Source organism: Phytohabitans kaempferiae, assembly GCF_042433955.1.
Classification (GTDB): Bacteria; Actinomycetota; Actinomycetes; order Mycobacteriales; family Micromonosporaceae; genus Phytohabitans; species Phytohabitans kaempferiae.
This window is the reverse complement of the sequence record NZ_JBHLUH010000049.1, coordinates 71,916-97,087: the sequence shown is the minus strand read 5'-3', so window position 1 is coordinate 97,087 and position 25,172 is coordinate 71,916. Positions and strand designations below refer to the sequence as shown.

The 25,172-nt window shown below is 72.2% G+C and carries 22 protein-coding genes; 7 read left to right on the top strand and 15 right to left on the bottom strand.

From position 1 onward, the window contains the following. Positions 1–7: 7 nt before the first annotated feature. A complete protein-coding gene (gene fabG / locus ACFFIA_RS23685) occupies positions 8–763 on the bottom strand; it encodes a 3-oxoacyl-ACP reductase FabG (protein WP_377253846.1) in 756 nt (251 codons plus the stop codon). 176 nt (positions 764–939) lie between these two features. On the opposite strand from fabG, the gene ACFFIA_RS23680 reads away from it, so the two are divergent. Next, positions 940–1,944: a LacI family DNA-binding transcriptional regulator gene (locus ACFFIA_RS23680; protein WP_377253845.1), complete on the top strand. Its 1,005-nt coding sequence runs from the start codon at positions 940–942 to the stop codon at positions 1,942–1,944. 37 nt (positions 1,945–1,981) lie between these two features. Here ACFFIA_RS23680 and ACFFIA_RS23675 read toward each other — a convergent pair whose 3' ends face one another. The 5 genes from ACFFIA_RS23675 to ACFFIA_RS23655 form a co-directional block, all read right to left on the bottom strand. Next, a complete protein-coding gene (locus tag ACFFIA_RS23675; RefSeq protein ID WP_377253843.1) occupies positions 1,982–3,529 on the bottom strand; it encodes a cellulose binding domain-containing protein in 1,548 nt (515 codons plus the stop codon). Between the two features lie 9 nt (positions 3,530–3,538). Then, entirely contained in the window at positions 3,539–4,921 is a 1,383-nt protein-coding gene (locus tag ACFFIA_RS23670; protein WP_377253887.1) for a chitinase, read from the bottom strand. 197 nt (positions 4,922–5,118) lie between these two features. Next, the gene (locus tag ACFFIA_RS23665) at positions 5,119–6,549 is read right to left on the bottom strand and encodes a carbohydrate-binding protein (RefSeq protein ID WP_377253841.1); all 1,431 of its coding nucleotides are present in this window, start codon (positions 6,547–6,549) and stop codon (positions 5,119–5,121) included. Positions 6,550–6,634: 85 nt separating this feature from the next. Further along, a complete protein-coding gene (locus ACFFIA_RS23660; RefSeq protein ID WP_377253839.1) occupies positions 6,635–7,267 on the bottom strand; it encodes a YidC/Oxa1 family membrane protein insertase in 633 nt (210 codons plus the stop codon). Between the two features lie 81 nt (positions 7,268–7,348). Next, positions 7,349–7,621: a DUF6412 domain-containing protein gene (locus tag ACFFIA_RS23655; RefSeq protein WP_377253838.1), complete on the bottom strand. Its 273-nt coding sequence runs from the start codon at positions 7,619–7,621 to the stop codon at positions 7,349–7,351. A gap of 50 nt (positions 7,622–7,671) precedes the next feature. Here ACFFIA_RS23655 and ACFFIA_RS23650 point away from each other — a divergent pair, with 50 nt between their 5' ends. Next, a complete protein-coding gene (locus ACFFIA_RS23650) occupies positions 7,672–8,475 on the top strand; it encodes an Fpg/Nei family DNA glycosylase (protein WP_377253837.1) in 804 nt (267 codons plus the stop codon). Between the two features lie 18 nt (positions 8,476–8,493). On the opposite strand, the gene ACFFIA_RS23645 is transcribed toward ACFFIA_RS23650, so the two are convergent. After that, positions 8,494–9,588 carry a carboxylate-amine ligase gene (locus tag ACFFIA_RS23645; protein WP_377253835.1) on the bottom strand — a complete coding sequence of 365 codons (1,095 nt, stop codon included), beginning with the start codon at positions 9,586–9,588 and terminating at the stop codon, positions 8,494–8,496. 101 nt (positions 9,589–9,689) lie between these two features. Between ACFFIA_RS23645 and ACFFIA_RS23640 the strand changes: the two genes are divergently transcribed. The 4 genes from ACFFIA_RS23640 to rocD all read left to right on the top strand — a co-directional run bounded on the left by ACFFIA_RS23640 (position 9,690) and on the right by rocD (position 15,676). Beyond that, a complete protein-coding gene (locus ACFFIA_RS23640; protein WP_377253833.1) occupies positions 9,690–12,833 on the top strand; it encodes a lysine--tRNA ligase in 3,144 nt (1,047 codons plus the stop codon). Between the two features lie 239 nt (positions 12,834–13,072). Continuing rightward, positions 13,073–13,504, top strand: coding sequence for a hypothetical protein (locus ACFFIA_RS23635; protein ID WP_377253831.1), 432 nt, complete (start codon positions 13,073–13,075; stop codon positions 13,502–13,504). 163 nt (positions 13,505–13,667) lie between these two features. Next, on the top strand, positions 13,668–14,468 hold the full coding sequence (ddaH, locus tag ACFFIA_RS23630) for a dimethylargininase (RefSeq protein ID WP_377253885.1): 801 nt from the start codon (positions 13,668–13,670) through the stop codon (positions 14,466–14,468). Further along, entirely contained in the window at positions 14,468–15,676 is a 1,209-nt protein-coding gene (rocD, locus tag ACFFIA_RS23625) for an ornithine--oxo-acid transaminase (protein ID WP_377253883.1), read from the top strand. Before ddaH ends, rocD begins: the two co-directional genes overlap by 1 nt. Before the next feature lie 108 nt (positions 15,677–15,784). On the opposite strand, the gene ACFFIA_RS23620 is transcribed toward rocD, so the two are convergent. The 7 genes from ACFFIA_RS23620 to ACFFIA_RS23590 all read right to left on the bottom strand — a co-directional run bounded on the left by ACFFIA_RS23620 (position 15,785) and on the right by ACFFIA_RS23590 (position 21,683). After that, positions 15,785–16,921: an FHA domain-containing protein gene (locus ACFFIA_RS23620; protein WP_377253829.1), complete on the bottom strand. Its 1,137-nt coding sequence runs from the start codon at positions 16,919–16,921 to the stop codon at positions 15,785–15,787. A 60-nt stretch (positions 16,922–16,981) separates the two neighbouring features. Further along, complete coding sequence (locus ACFFIA_RS23615; RefSeq protein WP_377253827.1) at positions 16,982–17,242, bottom strand: 4a-hydroxytetrahydrobiopterin dehydratase; 261 nt, start codon at positions 17,240–17,242, stop codon at positions 16,982–16,984. Further along, positions 17,239–18,267 carry a cation diffusion facilitator family transporter gene (locus tag ACFFIA_RS23610; protein WP_377253825.1) on the bottom strand — a complete coding sequence of 343 codons (1,029 nt, stop codon included), beginning with the start codon at positions 18,265–18,267 and terminating at the stop codon, positions 17,239–17,241. Before ACFFIA_RS23610 ends, ACFFIA_RS23615 begins: the two co-directional genes overlap by 4 nt. 51 nt (positions 18,268–18,318) lie before the next feature. Then, positions 18,319–19,341: a fatty acid desaturase family protein gene (locus ACFFIA_RS23605; RefSeq protein ID WP_377253823.1), complete on the bottom strand. Its 1,023-nt coding sequence runs from the start codon at positions 19,339–19,341 to the stop codon at positions 18,319–18,321. A gap of 152 nt (positions 19,342–19,493) precedes the next feature. Continuing rightward, the gene (gene cutA / locus ACFFIA_RS23600) at positions 19,494–19,814 is read right to left on the bottom strand and encodes a divalent-cation tolerance protein CutA (protein ID WP_377253821.1); all 321 of its coding nucleotides are present in this window, start codon (positions 19,812–19,814) and stop codon (positions 19,494–19,496) included. 25 nt (positions 19,815–19,839) lie between these two features. Further along, complete coding sequence (locus tag ACFFIA_RS23595) at positions 19,840–20,847, bottom strand: 1-acyl-sn-glycerol-3-phosphate acyltransferase (RefSeq protein ID WP_377253819.1); 1,008 nt, start codon at positions 20,845–20,847, stop codon at positions 19,840–19,842. Beyond that, entirely contained in the window at positions 20,847–21,683 is an 837-nt protein-coding gene (locus ACFFIA_RS23590; RefSeq protein WP_377253817.1) for a patatin-like phospholipase family protein, read from the bottom strand. Before ACFFIA_RS23590 ends, ACFFIA_RS23595 begins: the two co-directional genes overlap by 1 nt. A gap of 155 nt (positions 21,684–21,838) precedes the next feature. Here ACFFIA_RS23590 and ACFFIA_RS23585 point away from each other — a divergent pair, with 155 nt between their 5' ends. After that, positions 21,839–23,338, top strand: a complete 1,500-nt coding sequence (locus ACFFIA_RS23585) for a serine/threonine-protein kinase (RefSeq protein WP_377253815.1) — start codon at positions 21,839–21,841, stop codon at positions 23,336–23,338. Between the two features lie 147 nt (positions 23,339–23,485). Here the strand turns inward: ACFFIA_RS23585 and ACFFIA_RS23580 are convergent, their stop codons facing one another. Beyond that, a complete protein-coding gene (locus tag ACFFIA_RS23580; protein ID WP_377253813.1) occupies positions 23,486–25,048 on the bottom strand; it encodes a chitinase in 1,563 nt (520 codons plus the stop codon). Positions 25,049–25,172: the final 124 nt, after the last annotated feature.

The following is a 25,172-nucleotide window of genomic DNA, read 5'->3' as shown; positions in this document are numbered from 1 at the left end:
TCAGCTGTCAGGCTCGCGGGCCGCCGGCCACGTAGATGACCTGGCCGGAGACGAACGAGGCGCCCTCGCTGACCAGGAAGGACACGGTGTGCGCGATGTCGTCCGGCATGCCGATCCGCCGCACCGCGGTCTCCGCCGCCCGCGCCTTCTGAAACTCCTCGAAGTCGACGCCCAGCCGAGCGGCCGTGGAGGCGGTCATCTCGGTCACGATGAAGCCCGGCGCGACCGCGTTGGCCGTGACGCCGAAGGGCCCCAGCTCGATCGCCAGCGTCTTGGTGAAGCCCTGCATGCCGGCCTTGGCCGCGGCGTAGTTGGCCTGGCCGCGGTTGCCCAGCGCGGAGGTGCTGGAGAGGTTGACGATCCGGCCCCACTTCGCCCCGACCATGTGCGCCTGGACCGCGCGGCTGAAAAGGAACGCGCCGCGCAGGTGCACGGCCAGCACCGTGTCCCAGTCGTCGTCGGACATCTTGAAGAGCAGGTTGTCGCGGAGCACGCCGGCGTTGTTGACCAGCACGGTCGGCGCCCCCAACTCGGCCGCGACCCGCTCGACCGCCGCGTCGACCTGGGCGCGGTCGGCCACGTCGGCGCCGATCGCGAGCGCCCGCCCGCCGGCCGCCGTGATGCTGTCGACCGTCGCCTTGCCGGCCGCCTCGTCGAGGTCGACCACCGCCACGGCCATGCCGTCGGCGGCCAGCCTGCGGGAGACGGCCGCGCCGATCCCGCGCGCGGCACCGGTCACGATCGCGATTCGCTGCTCACTCATGCCGGCAGCCTACCGGTCAGTAACGGCCGCCCGAAGGCCGCGCACAGGCTCGCCGTTCACCGTCTGTGCGGAAATCGTGACCGAACAACCTATCGTGGGCGGACGGCGGGGACATCGGAGTCCCCTCACATTCTGCGATCATCGGGGGCGGCAAGCGGGGACTGGGGGGAGGTGCCATGGCGACGATCTACGACGTCGCGCGGCGGGCGGAGGTGTCACCGGCCACCGTTTCACGCGTGGCCAATGGACACGCCAATGTGGACCCGAATCTGGCGGAGCGGGTCCGCGACGCGATGCGCGAACTCGACTACCGGCCCAACGCGGTGGCCCGCAACCTGCGGCGCAGCCGCACCACGCTGTGGGCTGTCATCATCTCCGACATCGGCAACCCGTTCTTCACCTCGCTCGTACGCGGCGTCGAAGACGTGGCGCAGCGGGCCGGCTACTCGGTCGTGCTCTGCAACAGCGACGAAGACCCCGGCAAGGAGGGGCGGTACGTCGACGCCGCGCTCGCCGAGCAGATGGCCGGCGTGATCATCTCCCCCTCCGGCAAGGCCGAGCACGTCAACCGCCTCGTCGACGCGCGCGTGCCGGTCGTGGTGATCGACCGCCAGCAGCGCGGCACGCACGTCGACACCGTGCTCGTCGACAACGAGCACGGCGCCTACCTCGCCACCACGCACCTGATCGAGTCCGGCTACCGGCGGATCGCCTGCGTCACCGGTCCGGCCGGCGTCTTCACCGCGATGCGGCGGCTGCGCGGCTACCGGCGGGCGCTGGAGGAGCACGGCCGGCCGTACGAGGAAGAGCTGGTGTGGCACGGCGACTTCCGGGAGGAGGGCGGCTACCGGGCGATGGCCGCGCTGCTGGGGCTCCGCCCCCACCTCGACGCGATCTTCGTGGCCAACAACCTGATGACCGTCGGCGCCGTCGAGTGCCTGGTAGACAGTCGCGTCGCGGTGCCGGAGCAGATGGGCGTGGTGGGCTTCGACGACGTGCCCTGGGCCCACCTCGTGCGCCCCTCGCTGACCACGGTCGCCCAGCCGACGTACGAGCTGGGGCAGGAGGCGGCGGCCCTGCTCACGCAGCGGATCGCCGACCCCGAGCGCCCGCCGACCACTATCACGCTGGAGACCAAGCTCCAGATCAGAGACAGCTCGCTGCGCTCACCGCGAAGGTGAGTGGGCGCCCGGCAGACTCCGGGCGCCCACCACACACCTAGAAACCAGCCGTGATCCGGGTGAACTCCCAGTCCGACTGGGAGATGCCGCTGCAGTTGGAGACCACGCCGCCGCCGGGGCACGGCCGGTCCCGGTTGACCGCCCAGAAGGCGAGCCGCGCAAGGCCGCGGGCCTTCGCCCAGTCGCGGATCTGCGTCCAGGTGGCCGGGCTTGTCAGCTCCTGCTGATCGGAGAGGCCGTTCATGCCGGAGATGCCCATGCGGCTGTACGCCACCGCGTCACTCCAGCCGAAGGCCGACTTCAGCGCGTTCTTCAGCCCTTCCGCGGCGTTGACGGTGCTCTGGTACATGTTCGCGCCGCCGCTGAAGTTGAACGGCATGATCGTGAACACGTCGATGTTGGCCTGGAGCGCCGCCGCCTGGTTGATCAGGCGGATGCCGGCCGCGGTCGGGCCCGTCGTGTTCGTACCGAACGTGATGATCGTCTTGATGCCGGGGTTGTTCTGCTTGACGATCTTCATCGCGCCGAGGATGCGATCCTGCACGGTGTAGTTCTCGAACTCGTCGAAGTTCTCGATGTCGACGTCGATCGCCTTCAGGTTGAACGTGTTGATCACCTGCTGGTACGCCGCCGCCAGGGCCTGCGGGGTCGAGCAGTTGGGCCCGAGCTTGTTGCCGCTCCAGCCGCCGATCGACGGGATCACGTCGCCGCCGGCCGCCCGGATCGCCGCGATCGTGCTGGCGTGCGCGCCACCGGTCAGCGGTCCGCTGTCCCAGCCGGGCGTACAGCCGCCGGCCGAGAGGATGAACGCCATCGTGAACCAGCGGATCCCGGTCGCACTCATCACTGTGGACGGTGCCGGCGGGTTGCCCCAGCCCGGATAGATGTACGGCGCCGCCGCCATCGCGCCGCCCCCACCGGTGCATCCGGTCGTGGTGGCCGAGACCGCGGCGGAGCGGGGCGACTCCCCCGCCGAGTTGTACGCCGCCACGGTATAGCTGTGCGACGTGCACGCTCCCAGCCCGGAGATCGTGGTCGAGGTGCCGGTGACCGTTGCCCGCACGGTCGAGCCCTCGTACACGCGGTAGCCGGTGACCGTGCCGCTCACGGCGTTCCAGGCCAGCGAGATGCCGGTGTTCGTCGTACCGGTGACCCGGAAGTTGCCCGGTGTCCCCGGCGCGCCCGGGTTGGTCGGCCCGCCACTGCACGAGCCGCCGTTGACCGTGCAGTTGGTCGGGTCGCCGTTGCCCGTGACGATGAAGCCGAACGAGGCGGTGCCGCCGGGCGCGAGCGTGCCGTTCCACGAACGGTTGGTGAAGGTGTGCTGCTGCCCCGACGAGGTGAGCAGCGCGTCCCAGTACGTGCCCATCGCGCTGCCGGCGGGGAGGTCGAACCGCACGTTCCAACTGGTGATCGTCGTGGACGTGTTGTTGGTGACGGTGAACTTGCCCTCGTAACCGCTGCCCCAGCTCGAGGTGCGGACGAAGGCCGCGGTCGCTGCCGAGGCGGGGCTGGCCGGCGCCACCGCGACGGCGCCAGCCACCACCGACAGCGCCACGAGGGTGACGAGTCGTAGACGCTTCACTGTGTCCCCCTACGGGAGCGTGTTCAGGTGCGGCTTGACCGTGCGGGCGAAGCCGTTGCCGTTCGCGACGTCCCAGTTGATCGACCAGGTCATCGCGCCCCGGATGCCGGGGTACGTGCGCGGCGGCCGGAAGCTGCCGCAGTTGGTGCCGCGGGCCAGGCAGTCGAGCGCCTGGTTGACCATGCTGGGCGCGACCACGCCGCCACCGGCCGCGCCGGGCCCGGCGGGCAGGCCGAGGGCCACCTGGTCGGGGCGGAGGCCGTTCTCCAGTTGGATGCAGGCGAGCGCGGTGAGGAAGTTGATCGTGCCCTGCGAGTACGCGAACGCCTGGTCACAGCCGAGCATCGAGCCGGAGTTGTAGAACTGCGTATGTACGACCGTGAGGATGTCCCGGATGTCCAGCGCCAGGCGGAAGTACGAGACGGCGGTCGACTGCATGTCGATGGTCTGCGGCGCCATCGTGATGATCAGGTTGGCGCCCACGCGGGAGCGGAGTGTCCGCAGCGCCTGTCCCATGTAGGTGGGGTTGAGCCCGTTCTCCAGGTCGATGTCGACGCCGTCGAAGCCGTACTCCTGGATGATCGAGTGGACCGAGTTGGCGAAGTTGGTGGCAGCCGCCGAGTCGGCGACGGCGACCCGGCCGGCCTCGCCGCCGACCGAGATGATGACCTTCTTGCCGCGCGCCTTGAGCGCCTGCACGTCGGCCTTGAAGTCGGCGTTGGTGTAGCCGCCGAGTGCGCTCGCCAGCCCCGGGTCCACGCCGAAGGAGACCGCGCCCGGCGTGCTCGTGGCGTCGGCGAAGGCGACCGCCACCAGGTCGTACTCGTTGGGCACGTCCCGCAGGCGCAACTCGACGGCGGGGTTGACGAAGTTGTGCCAGTACCCGGTGAGGAAGTGCTTGGGCAGCCCGGTGTTGGGCGGCGGGCTGGTGGGCGGCGCGGTCGTCGGAGGACGCGTGGTGGGCGGCGCGGTGGTCGGCGGTGCCGTCGTCGGCGGACGCGTGGTCGGCGGCGCGGTCGTCGGTGTGGTGCCACCACCGCAGGCCTGGCCGTTGAGCCTGCAGTTCAACGGCGACCCCGAGCCACTGCCGAGGAAGCCGAAGGACGTGCTCGCGCCGGGCGCCAGCGTGCCGTTCCAGGAGCCGTTGGTGAAGGTGTACCGCTGGCCGGACGAGGTCATCAGCGCGTCCCAGTACGTGCCGACGGTCGTACCGGCGGGCAGGTCGAAGACCACCGTCCAGGACGTGATCGTGGTGGACCCGCCGTTGGTGATCGTGTATTTGCCCTCCCAGCCGGAGCCCCAGTCCGACGTCTTCGTGAACACCGCCGTCGGCGTCGCGGCGGATGCGGCCGGCGCCAGCCAGATCGCCGCGACCCCGGCGGTCAGGGCCATGGCGAGCGTGATGAGCAGGGCTCTGGATCGGGACACGGCAACCTCCATATAGACGTTGCCTAATTATTAGGACTGTTAACAGTAACTGTAAAGACCCCTGGGAGATTGTCTGTGCCGGGACGCCGTGGCCGGGGCACCGCGCCCACGGCCGAGAGCGGAGCGGGCCGGGGCGACGCCGCCGCCCCGGCCCGCGGTTCCTATCTGCGGAAGTGGAACCAGTTCACGTTGACGAAGTCGGCCGGCTGGCCGCTGGCGAACTTCAGGTACACCGTTCTCGTGCCGGTCACTCCGCCCGCCGCGCCGGGTATGGTCCGCCAGCTCTGCCAGCCACCGGTGTTGGCCACGGCGAAGTTGCCCAGTAGCTGGCCGGTCGGGCTGTCCAGCCGCACCTCGACGAGGCCGCTGACGCCGCTGCCGGCACCGGACGCCACGCGCGCCACGAAGTCGCGCGGGGCCGACGAGCCGAAGTTGACGTTGTCGTAGCGGGCCCAGTCACCGTTCGCGACGTGGCTGACGTTGAGGCCACCTTCGCTGCACGTCTCGGTCTGGAGGCCGCTCTGCGCGTTGAACGACTCCGCCTGGATCGGCGAGTACGCGTCCCGCGAGCCGCTCGGCGGCGGCGTGGTGTTCGGCGGCGGCGTGGTCGGGTTCGTACCCCCGCCCGACTGGTACACGGCCACGTAGTCGACCAGCATCGGCACGCCCGGGACCGTCGCCGCGGTCGGCGTCTGCCCACCGGGCACGGCGTTCGGGAAGGCGCCGCCCATCGCCACGTTCAGCAGAATGAAGTAGCCGGCGTGGCTGGTCATGTTGGTCCAGTGCGGCTCGCCGACCTGCGACTGGCTGACCGTGTGGTAGAGCTGGCCGTCGACGTACCAGCGCAGCTGCTGCGGGTTGGTGTCCCACTCGAAGCGGTACGTGTGGAACGCCGACTGGCACGAGCTGCCCGGGCAGGCGCGGCTGGCGCCGATGCCGGTGGTCTCGTTGCACGGGCCGCCCGGGTTGACTCCACAGTGGAGCACCGCCCAGACCGAGTTGATCCCGTTGACGTTCTCCATGATGTCGAACTCGCCGATCGCCGGCCAGTTCCAGTACTGGCCGCGGTAGGGCGAGCCGAGCGCCCAGAAGGCCGGCCAGTAACCGGCCGCACCGGCACCGGTGATGTTGGGCATCTGGATGCGACCCTCGATGCGCAGCTCACCGCCGGCCGGGGGCTTGAAGTTGGAGCGCACCGTCTCGATCCGCGCCGAGGTCCACTGGCCGGAGCTGCTGCGGAGCGGCGTGATCACCAGGTTGCCGTTGCCGTCCTGGCGGAGGTTGCTGGTGCTGTTCGTGTACGTCTGGATCTCGCCGGTGCCCCAGTTGGCCGGCCCGCCCGGATACTGCGTGCCGGTGTCGATGATCCAGTTGGCCGAGGAGGGCAACGTGTTGGCCGCGCCGGTGAAGTCGTCACTCCAGACGAGACTCCAGCCGGAGGGGGTGGGCGGCAATGAGGCGTTGGCGTTCATGGTCACCGCGAGCGTGCCCGCGACCACGGTGGAGACCGCCGCCGCGGCGATCAGCACGCGGCCGCGCCGGCGTCTGGATGTGCCCTGGTACGCCACGTCGGCGTACGCGTTGTCTCTCATTTCTGGCCTCTCTGTGGGGGTTGGAAAGTGGGCCGTGAGAGCGCTCTCACAGAGTTTTACGTGGGCCGCAACAAATTGTCAACACTCATCGATATCTGCGGAGCACGCCCTGCTCCAGCCCGGTCCAGGCGGTCGTGGTGACCAGGTAGAGCCCGGCCGCGAGCGGTACGAACGCGGCGACCGCCAGCGTGCCGTACGGCAGCAGCGGCATGACCCTCCGTAGCTGCTCCTGGGTCCGCTCGGCCACCTCCCGCGCCTCGGGCGGCAGCTCCGCCAGCCGCGCGCTGGCAGGTGCCCCCGTCACCGCGACCTCGGCGGTGGCCCGCCGCATCCGCTGGGACGACCACCGGGCCAGCACGGCGAGCAGGAGGAAGAGGATGGCGTACACGGGTCCGGCGGCCCCGCCGAGCCCGTCGCCGAGATGGTGGCCGAGCGGCACTCCGGCGAGTTCGGCGTCGAGCAGGTCGTTGGGCGTGGTGAAGAGGCGGTACATGACGAAGAAGAACGGCGCCTGAACCAGCGCGGGCAGGCATCCGGCGAGCGGCGAGACCCGGGCGCCCCGGATCTGGGCCCAGCTCAGCGGCGAGATCAGCAACCGTACGGCGGCGGTGAAAAGCACGATGGCCACGGCGGTGGCGGCCGGGCCGAAAGCGGGCGCGACCCCGGCGGAGATCGCGGAGACGGCGCTATGGGCAAGGTTGACGACGTAGTCGAGCACGGTGGGACCCCTCGGTGGCGACACCTGGACAGGACGGCGTGGCCCGCCGCCCGCCGGCCCGCGCCAGGGCGGGACCAGGAGTCAGGCGGCGGAGAGGTGGCCCGAAGGTGCTCGGGGACGTGGACGCCCGGCGGCGTCCGGATCGACGTAACGCGGCACGCCGACGCGGGCCCGCACCGGCGCGGCGGCCCAACCGACCGCCCGCCGCGGATCGGCTCGCAGCACGCCGGCGACCTGGCCGGCGATGGCCACCGCGAGGAGAGAAACGGCCACGGCGACCGCGACCTCGGCAGGCTGGCCCGCGAACGCGAGGGCCATCGCCCACGCGCCCAGAAGCCCGATCAGTGCCCGCACGCCGCCAAGATTAGAAGCCCCGCGCCACCAGGTGGCTATGCTTGCGACCCGTGCCCGAAGGCCACACCATCCACCGCCTCGCTGCCCGGCATCGCTCGCTGCTCGCCGGGGAGCGCGTCACCGTGTCCAGCCCGCAGGGGCGCTTCGCCGCCGGCGCGGCCCGCCTCTCCGGCGCGGTGCTGCTGGACGCGGAGGCGCACGGCAAGCACCTGCTGCACCACTACGAGGGCGGCCGGACGCTGCACGTGCACCTCGGGCTCTACGGCGTCTTCAGCGACGGTGACGCGCCCGCCCCGCCGCCGGTCGGTCAGGTGCGCATGCGCCTCACCACCGAGCGCCACTGGATCGACCTGCGCGGACCGACCGCCTGCGAGCTGCTCGACGACCCCGACGCGCTCCGCGCCCGCCTCGGCGCCGACCCCCTGCGCGACGACGCCGATCCGGACACCGCGTACGCCCGTGTGCGCCGCAGCACAACTCCGCTGGCCGCGCTCCTGCTCGATCAGTCCATCGTGGCCGGCCCCGGTCTGGTGTACGTCTCCGAGGTGCTCTTCCGCGCCGGCATCCCACCGACCCGCGCCGGCCGGCACCTCACCCCGGCGCAGTGGGCCGACCTCTGGACCGACCTGTGCGAGCTGATGAAGGAGGGCGTGACCCGCGGCCGCATCGACACCGTGCACAGCCACCACATGCCGGAGGCGATGGGCCGGGCCCCACGCGTCGACCGGCACGGCGGCGAGGTGTACGTCTACCGCCGCGCCGGCCAGCCCTGCCTGATCTGTGGCACCGAGGTCCTGCGCTCGGGACTGGCCGGGCGCAACTCGTACTGGTGCCCCACCTGCCAGCCCTCCTGACGGCTGACGAGCGGCGCCTCAGGCGACTGGTGACGCGGGCAGCGTCAGGAGGTCGAGCACAGCGCCGATGTCACCGGTCCGGGCGTACACGGCACGCTGGCGGGAGGCGCCCGTGCCCCTCGCCCGCAACCGTCCCATGAGGAGGGTCGTCAGCTCCAGGTCGCCGTTGCGCTCCAGCTCGGGACGGACGGTGTCGAAGAGGCGCTGGAAGAGGTGCCAGGCGGGGCGGCTGCGCTGGTCGGCCGGGTCGACCAGGCGCCCGGCCAGGCCGTCGTGCGCGGCCCGCCAGTGCGCCGCCGCCAGCAACTGGTGGTCGATCCGGGGCGCCGGGCGGCCCGCCTCGATGTCGGCGAGCACCGTGCCGACCAGCCCGCGTGCGAGCGCGGCGACCAGGATCGTGTCGTCGAGCGTCGGGCAGACGTCGCCGAGGCGGAGTTCGATGGTCGGATAGCGGGCGGAAAGGCGGGCGTACCAGTACAGCATCGCCTCGTCCAGCATGGCCCCGGAGGAGACCAACCGGGCCACCAGGTCCTCGTAGTGCTCGTGCGACTCGAGGTAGGGCGTCGGGCCGACCGAGGGCCACCGCTCCCACATCACCGAGCGCCAGCTCGCGTATCCGCTGTCCCGCCCCTCGGCGAACGGCGAATTCGTCGTCGCCGCGTGCAGCAGCGGGAGCCAGGGGCGGAGGTGGTTGAGCACCCGCACGCCGATGTCCGGGTCGGGCACTCCGATGTGGACGTGGACGCCGTTGAGCCCCGGCCCGGGCGAGAGCGCCCCGAAGCGCTCGACCATCCGGTGGAACCGTGGCTCGTCCACCACCGGCGGCTCCGGGCCGGTGACCGGGCAGCAGCCGATCGCGGCGACCCGCGCACCGGCCCGCTCCGCCGCGCCCGCGATGCCGGCGCGGAGCAGCCCGAGCGAGTGGCGCAGCGCCCGCAGGTCGAGACCGGGCGGGCTGTTGATTTCGATCTGGCTGGTCAGGTACTCCCGAGCGACCTGCCCCCGCAGGTCGTCGGGGACCTCGGCCAGCACCGCGTCGACGGCCGGGGCCGCCTGGCTCTTCTCGGCGTCCAGAAGGAGGAACTCCTCCTCGACGCCAACCGTCAACCGCACCGCCACCAGATACCCAGACCCCGCGTGCGCGGAAACACCGGCTTTTCCTGAGAAATACTCCCATAATCGGCATAACTGCCACCGCCGGTAGGAGGCGCGACGTGACCGCCACGCTGGATCCGCCCCTGACCCGTGCCGAGACCCCCGCCACGACCGCGACCGCCGCGCCCCGGCCCCGCGCGGCACGCGTTCCACAGCTCTTCGCGGCCATCCTGTGGGCGGTCGCGGTGATCGCGGCCCTCACGGCCGTGGCCGGTGTCTTCACCGACGAGGTACGGCGGGACCTCGGCACACCGCTCGTGCCGGTCCCGGCCAACCTGGGGTACGCCGCCTTCGCCGCCCTGCTCGCCACCGCCACCGCCCTACGCCGGCGGATCGCGTACGCGGTGCTGGTCGCCTACTTCGCCGTGGCCGTCGCGGTCGGCGTAGCGCTGGTCGCCGTCCCCGCGAGCTGGCTGTCGGAGGCCGGCATCGGCACCGGGGACCGCACGGTCACCGCCATCCACGGTGCGGTCGCCGCGCTCGCGCTGCTCGTACTCGTCGCCGCCCGGCGGGATTTCACCGCCCGGATGCGCCCCGGCCGCCCCGGCTTCGCGGCGATCGTCCTCGCCGTGCTCGCGGCGGCCGGCGTGGGGCTCGGCTACCTGCTCGTGACGGCGGCACCGGGCGAGCTGGGCGGGGCCGGGCAGCGCGTCGCGTACGCGGCGGAGAAGGTGCTCGGCGGCGCCGTCGTCGACCCGGGCCGGGACGCGCGGCCGCCCGGCTGGGTCGACCTCCTCCTCGGCCTGGCCGGCGCGCTCGCGCTGCTGGCCGCGCTCTGGACGCTGCGCCGCGCCCAGCGCTCCTCCGCGGTGCTGCCCGCCGCCGCGGAGGAGCGGATCCGGGGCCTGCTCAGCCGGTACGGCGACCGCGACTCGCTCGGCTACCTCGCGACCCGGCGGGACCACCTGGCCGCCTTCTCGCCCACCGGCAAGTCGGCCGTGTCATACCGCGTGGTGCACGGCCTCGGCCTCGCCACCGGCGACCCGATCGGCGATCCAGCGGCGTGGGGGCCGGCGGTCGAGGCGTGGCTGGCGGAGGCGCGTACGTACGCGTGGACGCCGGCCGTCACGGGCGCGAGCGAGGAGGGCGCGGTGGCGTACGCGCGGGCCGGGCTCGTCGCGACCCGCACCGGCGACGAGGCGATCCTCCACACCGGAGAGTTCACACTGGACGGGCGGAGCATGCGCCCGGTACGGCAGGCGGTCAGCCGGGTCGAGCGGGCCGGCTACACCGCTCAGGTGCGCCGGCTCTCGGACGTACCCGATGAGGAGCTGAAGGTGGCCGCGGCGCTGGCCCGGTCGTGGGGCGGTGCCGGCGCCCTCGGTCGGCTGGGCGGCCCCGGCGACGGCCGGTGCGTGCTGGTCGAGGCGCGCGACGGCGAGGGCGCGCCGCGGGCGCTGCTTTCGCTGCTGCCGTGGGGCGGGCACGGGCTGAGCCTCGACCTGGTGGCCCGCCATCCGGAGGCCGACCCGGGCGTGGTCGAGTTTCTGGTGGCGGCGCTGATGCGGGCGGCGCCCCGGCTGCGCGTCGACGCGGTGTCGCTCGGTGTCGCGGTCGAGGGCGACGGGCGATACGCGCGGACCGCCCGCTACCAGCCACAGTGGACACCTCGGTACGCCTGCGCGCCCGGCGCCGCCGACCTGGCCCGGATCCGGCGGGCCGCGGCCGTGCCCACCGCGCTGGTGGCGACGGGCACGGCGACGACGGCGGACGCGGGGCCGGCCACCGACGCCGATCCGGACCGGTGCGAGCAGGCGAAGGTCCGCCTCGGCAAGCGGGAGCGGCTGATCGAGGCGGGCATCGACCCGTACCCGGCCGGCTTCCCGCGCACCGACAACACCGTGGCGGTGACGATCCGGCACGAGGGGCTGCCGCCGGACACGCGTACCGGCGAGACGGCCTCGGTCGCCGGTCGGATCGTGCTGATGCGCGACCACGGCGGCGTCTGCTTCGCCACGCTCCGCGACTGGACCGGCGACCTCCAGGTGATGGTGGACGACGACCTGGACGCCTGGCGGTCCACGGTGGACATCGGCGACCACGTGGGCGTACGCGGCGAGGTGGTGACCAGCCGCCGGGGCGGGCTGTCGGTCCGCGCCGAGGCGTGGCAGCTCACCGCCAAGTGCCTGCGCCCGCTCCCGGACAAGCGCCACGGGCTCGCCGGGCCGGAGGCGCGCGTACGCCGGCGCTACCTCGACCTGATCACCAGCGCCGAGGCGCGGGACGTGCTGCGCGCCCGCAGCGCCGCGGTGCGGAGCCTGCGGGACACGCTGATCGACCGGGGCTACCTGGAGGTGGAGACGCCGGTGCTGCGACGCGTGCCGGCCGGCGACGCGGCGCGGCCGTTCACGACCCGGGCCGGCGCCTACGACCTGCGCCTGTACCTGCGTGTGGGCCCCGGCCGCTACCTACGCCGGCTCGCGGTCGGCGGCGTGGAGCGGGTCTTCGAGCTGGGCCGCTCGTTTCGCGACGAGGGCGCGGACGCCAAGCACAACCCGGAGTTCACGCTGCTCTCCGCTTACCAGGCGTACGCCGACCACCGCACCATGCGGGCGCTGGCGCAGACGCTCGTGCAGCGGGCGGCGCTTGCCGCGTACGGCTCGACGGTCGCCTACCGCCCCGGGCCCCACGGCACGACGATCGAGTACGACCTGACGGGCCAGTGGCCGGTCGTACCGTTCTACCAGGCGCTCTCCGCGGCGCTTGGCGAGTATGTGTCGACGGACACCGGCGTCTCCACGCTGCGGCGGATGGCCGGGGCGGCCGGCGTGCCGTGTGGCGAGCGGGAGGATCGCGGCGCGCTGCTGCGGGAGATGTACGAACGGCTGGTGGCGGCGCGCACCACCGCACCGGTGTTCTATGTGGACTTCCCCGTCGAGGTGTCGCCGCTGGCCCGCGCGCACCCCACCGACGCGCGGCTGGTCGAGCGGTGGGACCTGGTGGCGTACGGCACCGAGATCGGCACCGGCCGCTCCGAGCTGACCGACCCGGTCGAGCAGCGGCGACGGCTGGCGGACGCGGCGGCGGCCGACCCGGAGGCGGCCGAAATGGACGAGGACTATCTCCAGGCGCTGGAGTACGCGATGCCGCCCACCGGCGGGCTGGCACTCGGCGCCGACCGGGTCGTCATGCTGCTGACCGGTCGCTCGATCCGGGAGACCCTTCCCTTCCCGCTGGTACGGGAGTCCCGCCGGCAGGCATGACTTCTCACGCATCTGGGTATGCCGATGTCATCCCCCGCGCGGTGGCCAAACAGGAAGTGCTCCGCGCACGCATGAGGAGGTGCGCTGCGGTGCGGATCTCATCCTTGACGCATCGAGGCGAGGCGCAGCGAGAAGACGAAGCCCGCGCCAAAGGCCGGGCTGAGGGTCGTGCCGAGGGCAAAGCCGAAGGCCGTGCTCTCGGTCGCGGCGCGGGCCGCACGGCGGTTCGCGAACGGCCGGTGGCCGCGGACGAGACGCCCACCGAGAAGATCAAGCCGGTGGACCGGGTCGAGGAGCGGGTCGAGACCCGCCGCGAGCCCGAGCCGGTGCCCGAGCCGCGTGGACCGCGCTCGCGGTCCAGCGTCATGGCGACGCTCGCCCTGGTCGTCGCCGTCGCGAGCGCGCTCGCCGTGCTCACCGGCACGCTGGCCGGCTACGGCATCGCGGCCGGCGCGCTGGCCACACTGCTCGCCATCGCCGGCATCTCGGCGACCGGCCGCCGCCACGTGGCCGGCCGCACCGAGGCGATGCTGGCGCTGCTGCTCGGCCTCGGCGCGATCGTGTTCGGCATCCTGGTCGTGACCGAGTCGCTGTCGTGGATCTCCACGGCCAGCGACAAGGTCGGCGAACTGCGCAACTGGCTCGACGCCCAGACCGTCGACCGGTTCTGACAGTTCCCGGCGGGAGGGGGCGGCGAGAGATCGTCGCCCCCTCTGTCGTCGTACGCAATGATTCGCCGCTCACAGCACCGAAACACGCAACGGATAGCGACCACAAGCAAGATTCGACGGTGGTTCCTGATGCTCGGCGGCACATAGCTTAGACGCCATGACGATGGACGCCACCAGCCGGCGATACCTCATGTGCCGGCCGACGTACTTCGCCGTGGAGTACGCGATCAATCCCTGGATGGATCCCAGCGCCCCGGTCGACGCCGATCTCGCGGTGCGGCAGTGGGAGGCGCTGCGCGGCGTCTACCTCGACCTGGGGCACACCGTCGAGGAGATCGCCCCGCTCCCCGGGCTGCCCGACATGGTGTTCGCGGCCAACGGCGCCACCGTGGTCGACGGCAGGGTGCTGGCCGTGCAGTTCCGCGACCCGCAGCGGGCCGACGAGGCGCCGGCGTACGCGCACTGGTTCGCCCGGGCCGGCTTCGAGGTGCACGAGGCCAAGCACGTCAACGAGGGCGAGGGCGACCTGCTGCTCGCCGGCGACCTGCTGCTGGCCGGCACCGGCTTCCGCACCACCACCGCCGCCCACGGCCGGGCGCAGGAGATCTTCGGCCGTCCCACGGTCACGCTCCAGCTCGTCGACCCGCGCTTCTACCACCTGGACACCGCGCTCTGCGTGCTGGACGAGCGCACGGTGGCGTACCTGCCGGCGGCCTTCTCCCCCGGCAGCCAGGCGGCGCTGCGGCGACTCTTCCCGGACGCGGTCCTCGCCACGCCCGCCGACGCCGAGGTGCTGGGGCTCAACGCGGTCAGCGACGGGCGGCACGTCGTACTCCCGGTGCAGGCCACCGGCTTGGCGGCCGCGCTGCGCGACCGCGGATACGAGACAATTGGTGTTGATTTGTCGGAGCTGCGCAAAGCTGGAGGCGGCCCGAAGTGCTGCACGCTGGAGGTACGGTCGTGATCGTGGATGATCTTGTACGCACGCCCGCCGCGGTGGCTGACGCCGAGCGGTGGACGGCGCACAACTACCACCCCCTGCCGGTGGTGATCTCCTCCGCCGAGGGCGCGTGGGTCACCGACATCGACGGCAAGCGCTACCTCGACTGCCTCGCCGGCTACTCCGCGCTCAACTTCGGGCACCGCCACCCCGCGCTGATCGCCGCCGCGCACGCCCAGCTCGACCGGCTCACGCTGACCAGCCGGGCCTTCGTGCACGACCAGTTCGCCACGTTCTGCCGGGAGCTGGCCGAGCTGTGCGGCAAAGACCTCGTGCTGCCGATGAACACCGGCGCCGAGGCCGTCGAGACCGCGATCAAGGTGGCTCGCAAGTGGGGGTACAAGGTCAAGGGAGTGCCCCACGACAAGGCCACGATCGTCGTCGCCGAGGGCAACTTCCACGGGCGTACGACCACGATCGTGAGCTTCTCCACCGATCCCGACGCGCGGGCCGACTTCGGGCCGTACACGCCGGGCTTCAAGGTCGTGCCGTACGGCGACCTCGACGCGCTCACCGCCGCGGTCGACGAGACGACCGTCGCCGTGCTGCTCGAGCCGATCCAGGGCGAGCAGGGCGTGATCGTGCCGCCGGAGGGCTACCTGCCCGGCGTGCGCGCGCTCTGCACGGAGCAGAACGTCCTGTTCGTCGCCGACGAGATCCAGTCGGGGCTGGGGCGCACCGGCACGACGTTCGCCTGCGACCACGAGGGCGTGGTCCCCGACATGTACGTGCTCGGCAAGGCCCTGGGCGGCGGCATCGTGCCGGTCTCCGCGGTGGCCGCCGACAAGGAGGTGCTGGGCGTGCTCCGCCCCGGCGAGCACGGCTCGACCTTCGGCGGCAACCCGCTGGCCTGCACGGTCGCCACCGAGGTGGTGGGCCTGCTGAAGACCGGTGAGTACCAGCGCCGCTCGGCCGAGCTCGGCGCCCGCCTGCACGCCGACCTGGGCGCGCTGGTCGGGCACGGCCTGCTCGCGGTGCGCGGCCGGGGGCTGTGGGCCGGCGTCGACATCGACCCGGCGCTGATGACCGGCCGGACGGCGTGCGAACGGCTGGCCGAGCGCGGTGTGCTGGCCAAGGACACGCACGGCTCGACCATCCGCCTGGCCCCGCCGCTGGTGGTCGAGGAGAGCGAGCTGGGCTGGGCGGTCGAGCAACTGGCCGCGATCCTGTAGGCGCGTCCGGGCTCCTGGGGCCGCGCGGCGCGAGCCGCCAGCCTTGGGCGCGGGCCGTTGCGGGCCCCCAGGGCGACGTCGAGGGCGCGGGCCGTGCGGGCCGCGCCCTCAGCGGTCGAGGATGCGCATCGACAGCGTGGGGGCCTCGGCCATCACCGAGACCGCGCTCAGCGGCACCGCCGAGGTGAGCGTGCGCGCCTTGCCCACGTGCACGCCCGGGTAGAGCTCGATCAGGTCGCCCGGCGCCAGCACGCGGCTCTGCCGCTTGAGGATCATGCGCTCGGCCTCGTCCATCGAGCCGCCCGGGCGCACGCCGGTGCCGTTGGTGCTCACGTCCTGGGCCATGACCTCGGCGCCGCGCATCTCGAAGCGCACGTGGCTGCGGCTGATCCACCGCCGCGCCTCGTCGCTGAGCCACTGGCCGAGCATGATGCCGCCTTTTTCCGGCGCGCGCCCGACCACCACCGGGTCGCCGTCGGCCACCACGAACCGGCGGCGGATCACACCACCGACCCGCACGGCCAGCGCCTCCGCGGGCGGCCTCGCCCCGACGTCGGTCAGCGGCGCCCCGTGCCGGGGGCAGGTGGGCGTGCCGGTGTGCAGCGTCGGCGGAGGCTGGCCGCCGGTGCGCCGCGCGGGCGCGAGGTCGGCGAAAGCACCGCCGCCCCCGCCGAAGTTTGCGCAGTTGGACTCCGGGCACCGCCACAGCCTCGCGAGCACCTTGGCACCGACCGGGTCGGGCGCGCCGATCGCCGGCGCCGCACCGCCACCGACCTGGGCGACCAGCGCGGCGCCGGTCTTGCCGGGCACCGGGGCCATCAGGCGACCCGCCTGGCCGGCCAGCCAGCCGTATCGCTCTCGGACGCCCTCGAACCGCAGCCGGCTCAGCACCGGCAGCCCCAGCAGGTCGGCGACCTCCAGCACGCGGTCGCCCACCGTGGGCAGCACCTCGACCAGGCCGTCGTCGGCCCACCGGCGCACGACCATCCGCTCGTTGGAGGTCAGGTCGGCGTCGGAGAGCAGGCCGCGGTGCACCACCGCGTAGACGGCCGCGTTGTCCTCGGCGAGCTGAGTGGCGAGCGCGTCGACCACCAGCCCCAGGCGCAGCAGGCTGGCCGGGCGGCCGCCGTCGAGGTCGGCGTAGCGCACGACCTCGGCGAGATCGACCACGGCCCGGGCCAGCACGGGATCGGTGGTGAGGCGCTGCTCGATGGCGTCGAGCACTTTGCTGACTTCGAACCTCACGCCGCCATCCTGCCCGATCGCCACCGTCCGCCGCGATCCGCTGCCGGCGATGCGGGCAGGTCAGGACTGGTTTGCGACGATTTCGTCGATCCGGCTCGCCAGCTCGTAGTCGCGCTCGGTGACCTTCCCGGCCGTATGCGTGCTGCACCGAAATGTCAGCGTCCGCCACCGGATGTCGATATCCGGATGGTGATTCATCTCCTCCGCGACCACCGCGACCCGGTCGACGACCGCGATCGCGTCCATGAAACCGGGCAGCTCGACGGTCCGCGTGATCTCGGTCTCGTCGCCGCTCCAGGCCGGCAACTCGGCCAGCGTCATGACAACTCCCTCCGGTGATGCGCCACCGCTTCGTGGTGGTCGGTGCCCGCTACGGGCTGCGGGTCCGCGTGCACGATCGCCGACCCCAGCCTTGGTACGGCGTGCAGCAGGCTGTGCTCCGCCTCCACCGCGACCGCGTGCGCCTGCACGACGGTGAGCGTGGGGTCGACGACGATGTCGCACTCGGCGCGCAGGCGGTGGCCGATCCAGCGCACGCGTACGGCGCCCACGGCCCGCACGCCCGCGGTGTGCTCCAGCGCGTGCTCGGCCGCGTCGACCAGCTCGGGGTCCACCGCGTCCATCAGCCGGCGGTACACCTGACGGGCCGCGCCGGCGAGCACGACGAGGATGGCCGCGGTGATCGCCAGGCCGACGACCGGGTCGGCCCAGCGCCAGCCGAGCGCGAGGCCGCCCGCGCTGGCCAGTACGCCGAGCGAGGTGAAGCCGTCGGTGCGGGCGTGCAGCCCGTCGGCGACCAACGCGGCCGAGCCGATCCGCCGGCCGACCCGGATCCGGTAGCGCGCGACGATCTCGTTGCCGGCGAAGCCGAGCAGGCCGGCCAGCGCCACCGCCGGCAGGTGGTGGACGTCGGCGGGGGCGAGCAGCCGGCGTACCGCCTCGACTCCCGCGACCACCGCGGACGCCGCGATGACCACGACGATCACGACGCCGGCGAGGTCTTCGGCCCGCCCGAAACCGTACGTGTACCGCCGGGTTGGCGCCCGCCGCCCCAGCGCGAACGCGATGGCCAGCGGCACCGCGGTCAGCGCGTCGGCGAGGTTGTGCAGCGTGTCGCCGAGCAGGGCGACCGAGCCGGACACGGCCACCACGGCCGCCTGGAGCAGCGCGGTGACGCCGAGGACGGCGAGCGAGATCCAGACCGCCCGCGTGCCCTCGCGGCTGCTCTCCATCGCGCTGTCGACGTGGTCGGCGGTGTCGTGCGAGTGTGGCCGCACCACGTGGACCACCCGCCGCCACCAGCCACGATGATCGTGACCGTGGTCGTGCGGGTGGTCGTGCGACATGGCCTCCATCCTGCCGCACGGCTGGCCGCCGCGCGCCGTGGAAGAGCAGGCTCAGCGGGGCGGATTGCCCGCCTCGTGGAGGTGCCTCAGCGCCTGGCCGTACGAGTCGAGCAGGCCGGTCTCCTCGTATGCGACGCCCTGCTCCCGGCAGTACTCCCGGACGATCGGCTGCGCCTTGCGGAGGTTCGCCCGGGGCATGCTCGGGAAGAGGTGGTGCTCGATCTGGTAGTTGAGCCCGCCGAGCGCGAAGTCGACGATCCGCCCGCCCCGCACGTTGCGCGAGGTCAGCACCTGCTTGCGCAGGTAGTCGAGATCATCTTCGGCGGTGAGCACCGGCATGCCCTTGTGGTTGGGGGCGAACGAGCATCCCATGTAGACGCCCCACAGCCCCTGGTGGATGGCGATGAAGACCAGCGCCTTGCCGGGCGAGAGGACGGCGAAGAGCGCACCGAGGTAGGCGACCAGGTGGATCACCAGCAGCACGGCCTCGAGCCGCCGGTGCCGCATCGGCGTCCCCTTCAGCGCGCGGAAGCTCCCGTAGTGCAGGTTGAGCCCTTCGAGCGTGAGCAGCGGGAAGAACAGGTAGGCCTGCCACCGGGCGAACCACCGGCCGAACCCGCGCCGCGCCAACGCCTGCTCGTGTGTCCACACCAGAGCGCCGGCGCCCACGTCGGGATCTTCGTCCTCGTGGTTGGGATTGGCGTGGTGGCGCGTGTGCTTGTCCATCCACCAGCCGTAGCTCAGGCCGGTCGCCAGGTTGCCCGCGATGAGCCCGGTCACCTCGCTCGGACGCCGCGTGCGGAACATCTGGCGGTGCCCGGCGTCGTGGCCGAGGAACGCCACCTGCGTGGTGGCCACGGCGAGCCCCACGGCCACCAGCGCCTGCCACCATGAGTCGCCCACCGCGAAGAAGGCCACCCATCCCCCGATGAACAGCGCGGCGGTGAACGCGATCTTCGCCGCGTACCAGCCCGGCCGGCGGGTCATGAGACCTGCCGCGTTGATCCGCTTCGACAACTGCGCGTAGTCGCTGCCTCGTTTTCGGGCAGGCTCCGCCAACGCACTTACCGACATGCGCTCTCCTAACCGCGTAGGGCTCTCCGCCCCGATCGGTCAGCGAGGCGCCGTGTAGGACAAGTCTCCGCAATGTAGCGGCGCGCTGAAACCCTGGGAACCCCCGTAAGTGAGGTAGGGGTAGCTCTACCCTTAAGGGTTGGGTTTGTCGGTCATTGGCGGGTCTGCTCGTGTACCCACGCGTGGTGGGCGGGATTGCCGCTGCCCACCGACGTCACGAGGATCTCGGGTACGTCATACGGATGGGCGACACGCACGTGGTCCACGAGCGCGTCGACACGATCGGATGACGTCTTGAAGACGACCGACCACTCCTGCGCGGTCTCCACGCGGCCGTCCCACCAGTACGTGCTGTCCACGGGGCCGCCGACCTGAGCGGAGGCGGCCAGGCGCCCGGCGACGGCCGATGCTGCGAGGACGTCGGCCACCGAGCGGGCATCCACGACCGTCGTTACCAGACTGATCTGCTCCACGGGCGGACACCATACGCGTTGTGTGTTAAACGCGGTATGTTTCAATCCACTTGTCGACCCTGGCCCACCAGTCGTACAGCCACGCGATGCGCTCTTCGCGATCTTTCGGCACCTCCTCCGGCGGCACTGACCAGAAGCGCATGACCAGGCGTTTGTCCATCGGCAGCTCGCGCCATACATCGACTACGGTCAGCATCCGGTCGAGCCCGGTGTGCGCCACGAAAATCACGCCGGCGTCCGGTGCCGCGTCGAGCGCGGCGAGCATGCCGCCGGGCTGTGGCGCGAGAACGTTTCGCATACGCTCGGCACGCGCCGCCATCTCCACGTGCCCGCGGGCGCGCAGCCGCTCGATCGCCCGGATGCGGCGGCGGGGCGTGAAGTTGCCGCCCTCCGGGAAGATCACCAGCGCGTCGTTGTCGTCCAGGCCGGTGGCGAGGTTGCCGATCTGCTTCTCGATCGAGTCGCCCGGCGTACGGCCCGGCGCGATGAAGCGGTTGGGCAGCCGGTTGAGCATCACGTCGATGGCCGGGTCCCACTGGAGCGTGTGCTTCAGGACGATCCGCGGCTCCCGGTCGTACCAGTTGACGAGCGCCTGGATGAGGATGAACGAGTCGCCGGGACCGGCGTGCCGGCAGAGCACCACCTCGGGCCGCCCCGGCGCGGCGGTGTCCGGGTCGGTGCCGACCACGTCGATGCTCACCCGCAGTGCCCACCTCCCCTGCCAGAAGAGCGCCCGGAGGAAGTAGCCGGTCAGCACGTAGTGCGCCCGCTGGAAGGCTGGCGAGCGCACCTTCCAGCCGAATCCAGAGGCGACCCACAGCACGAAGAGCGTCACCAGCGCGGCGGCGTCCCACACGAGGTAGACCACGCCGATCCACAAGAGACGGAGCAGGCGCAGCCGCCCGCGTATGAGTGGCGAAGCGGCGGCGGCGAGCAGCAGCCACACCGGAATCGTCGTGACCGCGACGACGGCGAGCGCCACCACCAGCGGTCCGAGGACGATCCGGCGCAGCCATCGGGGTGGCAGCGGCATCAGGCGCCGTCCACATAAGACTGGAGGTAGCGGCGGGAGGCCGTGTACGCCCGGCTGATCCGGCGCCCCACCGCGGCCATGTCCCGGTAGGCCCACGGGGTGTCGTCACGCGGCTCGCCGCCCCCGGTGGGCAGCACGTGCACGTCGACGTCGTCGGGCAGCGCGGCCATCTCCCGGGCGAACCGGTGCCGCCGAGCGATCTCGAACGCCACCTGGGCCACCTCCCAGGGCCGGCGCGGCGGGCTGAGCGGCCGCTCGATCCGCCCCACCTGAAGCACGAAGACCTGCTTGGACCCCGCCGACACCGCCTCGCCGACCGGGATCGAGTTGACGATGCCGCCGTCGACGAAGTGCTCACCGTTGATCTCGGCGGGCGGGAGCAGCCCGGGTACGGACGCCGAGGCCAACACCGCGTCGACCACCGGCCCGCTCTCGAACCAGTGCTCGGCCGCCCGCTCGATGCTCGCCGCGCAGCACCGGAACGGCACCTTCAGCTCCTCGAACCGGGCTCCCTCGCCCAGCTCCCGCTCCAGCAGCCGGCGCAGCGGGCGGGGCGAGTGCAGGTGGGTACGGGCGGCGAAGCGGCGCAACTGGCGGGCGACCGAGTCGCCGTACACCTCGCTCGCCTCGGGGGAAGCCCACAGCCGGACGAGACGGTCGGTGACCGACTCGGTGGGTTCGGCCGCCACGAGGGCACCGTTGACCGCGCCGATGGAGGTGCCGAGCACGAGATCGGGGCGGATCCCGGCCCGGAAGAGGGCGCGGAGCATGCCGACCTCGACGGCGCCCAACACGCCGCCGCCGCCGAGCACGAACGCCACTGGGCCGCTGACCATGTCGTTCATGTTGGCACGGGCGGGCGGGGTACGCCTCGCGGGCGCGGGACGACACCACCTGATAACGGTCAGGAGTGTCCGACCCGCCCGTTGACAGGGCGTCCGGATTCAAAGAGCCTGATACGACCTTCCCACCCTGAGGCAGGTGCGAAACGATGGCAACGCCGCAGATGACGGCACCCCTGCAGCCGGGTGGCTTGCTCGCCCGGCGCTACCGCCTGATCGACAACATCGGCGCGGGCGGCATGTCGGTCATCTGGCGCGCCCGCGACGAGGTGCTCGACCGGGTCGTCGCGGTGAAGGTGCTCGCGCCGTCACTCGCCGCCGACGCGAAGTTTCGCGACATGGTGCGGGAGGAGGCGCGCGCCGCCGCCCAGCTCGTGCACCCCCACGTGACCTCGGTGCACGACTATGGCGAGGAGATCGCGCCGGACGGCACGGTCACCGCGTTCGTGGTGATGGAGCTGCTCGCCGGCGAGGAGCTGGAGGCGCGGCTGACCGAGGGGCCGCTGCCGTGGGCGGAGGCGGTCGAGACCTGCGCGCAGGTGGCCGAGGCACTCGCCGCCGCCCACCGGCTCGGCATCGTGCACCGTGACGTCACACCGGCCAACATCATGATGACCTCGGTCGGCGCCAAGGTGCTCGACTTCGGCATCGCCACGCACGTCGGCGCGCCCGACGAAGACGAGGAGGGCGACACGTTCGGCACACCGGCGTACGTGGCGCCCGAGCGGCTGGACGGCACGCCCGCGCAGCCGGCCACCGACACGTACTGCCTCGGCGTGCTGCTCTTCGAGACGCTGACCGGGCATCCGCCGTACCCGGCCGACACCTGGGAAGACCTCACCCGGGCGCTGGAGGATCCGGAGGTGCCCCGGCTGGTCGGCGTGCCCGGGCTGCCGGCAGCGGTCGCCGACATCTGCTTCCGCTGCCTGGCTCGCAACCCGCGCGACCGGCCCACCGCGCGGCAGGTCGGCGAGGTGCTGCGCGACCAGTTGCTCCCGGCCGACCCACAGGCCGCCACGATGCTCTCACCGACGGTCACGCTGCCCACGGTGACGAGCCCGCCGGCCACGCCTGATCCGCCGGTCAAGCTCCCGGCCGAGGCCGCCCCCGAGCGGGCGCCGTCCCACCGGCCGCCCCGGCGCTCCCGCCGCACCAGGATCGCGGTCGGGGCGGCGGCGTCGGTGGTGGCGCTCGCGGCCGCCGTACTCCTGGGGATGTCGCTCAACAGCGGCTCGACGCCGCCGCAGACCGGCGCGCCCACGACGGACCTGGGGCCCGCCACCACGCCACCGCCACCGACCTCCGTGCCCACGCCCTCGACGGAGGCCCAGCCGATCCCACCGCCGGCGCCGTCGTCGCCACCGGTGTCGCCCACCGGCCCGCCCTCGGTGCGCGCGGTGATCGCGGAGATCGACCGCCTCATCGACGCGGGCGTCGCCGAGGGGGCGATCCGCAAAGACGCCGGCCAGGACCTCGACAACCTCGTGCACAACCTGGAGTCGAAGCTGACCTCCGGGCCGGTGGATCTCACCCAGCCGGTGGCCGATCTCCGCACCAAGGTCACCCAGCGCGTGCTGGAGGGCTCGATCGACCGCGCGTACGGTGACGCGCTGGACGCCTCGCTCGCCCGCCTGGCGACGGCCGCCTAGTTTGTCTCCGATGTCCCGCCGGAGGCGGCGGGGTTCCGTACGGGCGCGGCCTCACCCTCCAGGTCACACGGAGAGTGAGGCCGCGGGAGCGACGGTCTGGACCACGGCGGGCATCGCGGTAGCCCAGATCTGTCTGTTGTAGTGGATCTAAGGCAGGGAGTTCAGGAATGGCCGGTGGCTGTTGCGGAACTCCCAGCCGTAGTAGCGGTCCCAGTTGATCGACCAGGTCATCAGGCCCCGGAAGTTGGGATTGGTGCCGCTGCGCGGGGTGTACGAGCCGCAGCTCTGCCCACGCACCAGGCAGTTGACCGCCTGCTGCACGCCCGCCGGCGCCACGTAGCCGTTGCCTGCGCTGGTGGCCGCGGGCGTGCCGAACGCGACCTGGTCCTCGCGCAGGGGCGGGAAGACGTTGGCGGTGTTGCCCGCGACCGGGAAGCCGGCGAGCAGCATGTCGGTCATCGCGATGTGGAAGTCCGCGCCGCCCATCGTGTGGTACTGGTTGTCCAGCCCCATGATCGGCCCGGAGTTGTAGTCCTGCACGTGCAGCACGGTGATGTCGTTGCGCAGCGCGTGGATCACCGGCAGGTACGAGCCGGCGCGCGGGTCCTGCCCGCCCCACGGCCCCGAGCCGTAGTACTGGTAGCCGAGCTGCACGAAGAACGTCTCCGGCGCCATGGTGAGGATGAAGTTCGAGCCGTACCGCTGCTTGAGCGTGCGGATCGCGGAGATGAGGTTGACGATCACCGGGGTGGTCGGGTTGCGGAAGTCTGTGTCGCCGGTGTTGAGCGACAGCGAGTGACCCTCGAAGTCGATGTCGAGCCCGTTGAGGCCGTACCGGTCGATGATCGCGCTCACCGAGCGCACGAACGCGTCCCGCGCGGCCGTGGTGGTTAGCTGGACCTGGCCGTTCTGGCCGCCGATCGAGATGAGCACCTTCTTGCCCTGCGACTGCTTGGCGCGGATCGCCGCGATGAACTCCGCCTCGCTCTCCACGCCGGGGCACTCGGTGGCCGGGCAGAGCTGGAAGCGGATGTCACCGGAGGTGACCGAGGTGGGCTCGCCGAAGGCCAGGTTGATGATGTCCCAATCGGCGGGCACGTCGGCCATCCGCAGGTAGCCGGAGCCGTTGGCGAAGCTGGCGTGCAGGTAGCCGATCAGCGCCCGCTTGGGCAGCCCGGTGTTGGGCGGCGGGCTGGTGGGCGGCGCGGTCGTCGGAGGACGCGTGGTGGGCGGCGCGGTCGTGGGCGGTGCCGTCGTCGGCGGTGCCGTCGTCGGCGGACGCGTGGTCGGCGGCGCGGTCGTCGGTGTGGTGCCACCACCGCAGGCCTGGCCGTTGAGCCTGCAGTTCAACGGCGACCCCGAGCCACTGCCGAGGAAGCCGAAGGACGTGCTCGCGCCGGGCGCCAGCGTGCCGTTCCACGAACGGTTCGTGAACGTGTACCGCTGGCCGGACGAGGTCATCAACGCGTCCCAGTACGTGCCAACAGACGTACCGGCGGGCAGGTCGAAGACCACCGTCCACGACGTGATCGTCGTCGAACCGCCATTCGTGATCGTGTACTTGCCCTCCCAGCCGGAACCCCAGTCCGACGTCTTCGTGAACACCGCCGTCGGCGTGGCCGCGGACGCCGCCGGCGCCAGCCAGAGCGCGGCGGTTGCGGCGAGCACGCCGGCGGCCAGGGCGGAGATGAGGGTACGGGTGCGCTTCACTGCGGCCTCCCATCGAAGGATGGCCAATTATTAAGACTCTTAACAGTTTTTGTAAAGAGGCTGTGGTGTCTGGGGGTCGCTTTTTCTTCCGGCGGGCGGCTGTCTCACCGCTCCTCGTCGGCTG

Excerpts from the sequence above, each read along its gene's own strand:
- fabG (WP_377253846.1), bottom strand. The coding sequence starts at position 763 with ATGAGTGAGCAGCGAATCGCGATCGTGACCGGTGCCGCGCGCGGGATC.
- ACFFIA_RS23680 (WP_377253845.1), top strand. The coding sequence starts at position 940 with ATGGCGACGATCTACGACGTCGCGCGGCGGGCGGAGGTGTCACCGGCC.
- ACFFIA_RS23670 (WP_377253887.1), bottom strand. The coding sequence starts at position 4,921 with ATGGCCCTGACCGCCGGGGTCGCGGCGATCTGGCTGGCGCCGGCCGCA.
- ACFFIA_RS23665 (WP_377253841.1), bottom strand. The coding sequence starts at position 6,549 with ATGAGAGACAACGCGTACGCCGACGTGGCGTACCAGGGCACATCCAGA.
- ddaH (WP_377253885.1), top strand. The coding sequence starts at position 13,668 with ATGGACGCCACCAGCCGGCGATACCTCATGTGCCGGCCGACGTACTTC.
- ACFFIA_RS23615 (WP_377253827.1), bottom strand. The coding sequence starts at position 17,242 with ATGACGCTGGCCGAGTTGCCGGCCTGGAGCGGCGACGAGACCGAGATC.
- ACFFIA_RS23610 (WP_377253825.1), bottom strand. The coding sequence starts at position 18,267 with ATGTCGCACGACCACCCGCACGACCACGGTCACGATCATCGTGGCTGG.
- ACFFIA_RS23605 (WP_377253823.1), bottom strand. The coding sequence starts at position 19,341 with ATGTCGGTAAGTGCGTTGGCGGAGCCTGCCCGAAAACGAGGCAGCGAC.
- ACFFIA_RS23595 (WP_377253819.1), bottom strand. The coding sequence starts at position 20,847 with ATGCCGCTGCCACCCCGATGGCTGCGCCGGATCGTCCTCGGACCGCTG.
- ACFFIA_RS23590 (WP_377253817.1), bottom strand. The coding sequence starts at position 21,683 with ATGGTCAGCGGCCCAGTGGCGTTCGTGCTCGGCGGCGGCGGCGTGTTG.
- ACFFIA_RS23585 (WP_377253815.1), top strand. The coding sequence starts at position 21,839 with ATGGCAACGCCGCAGATGACGGCACCCCTGCAGCCGGGTGGCTTGCTC.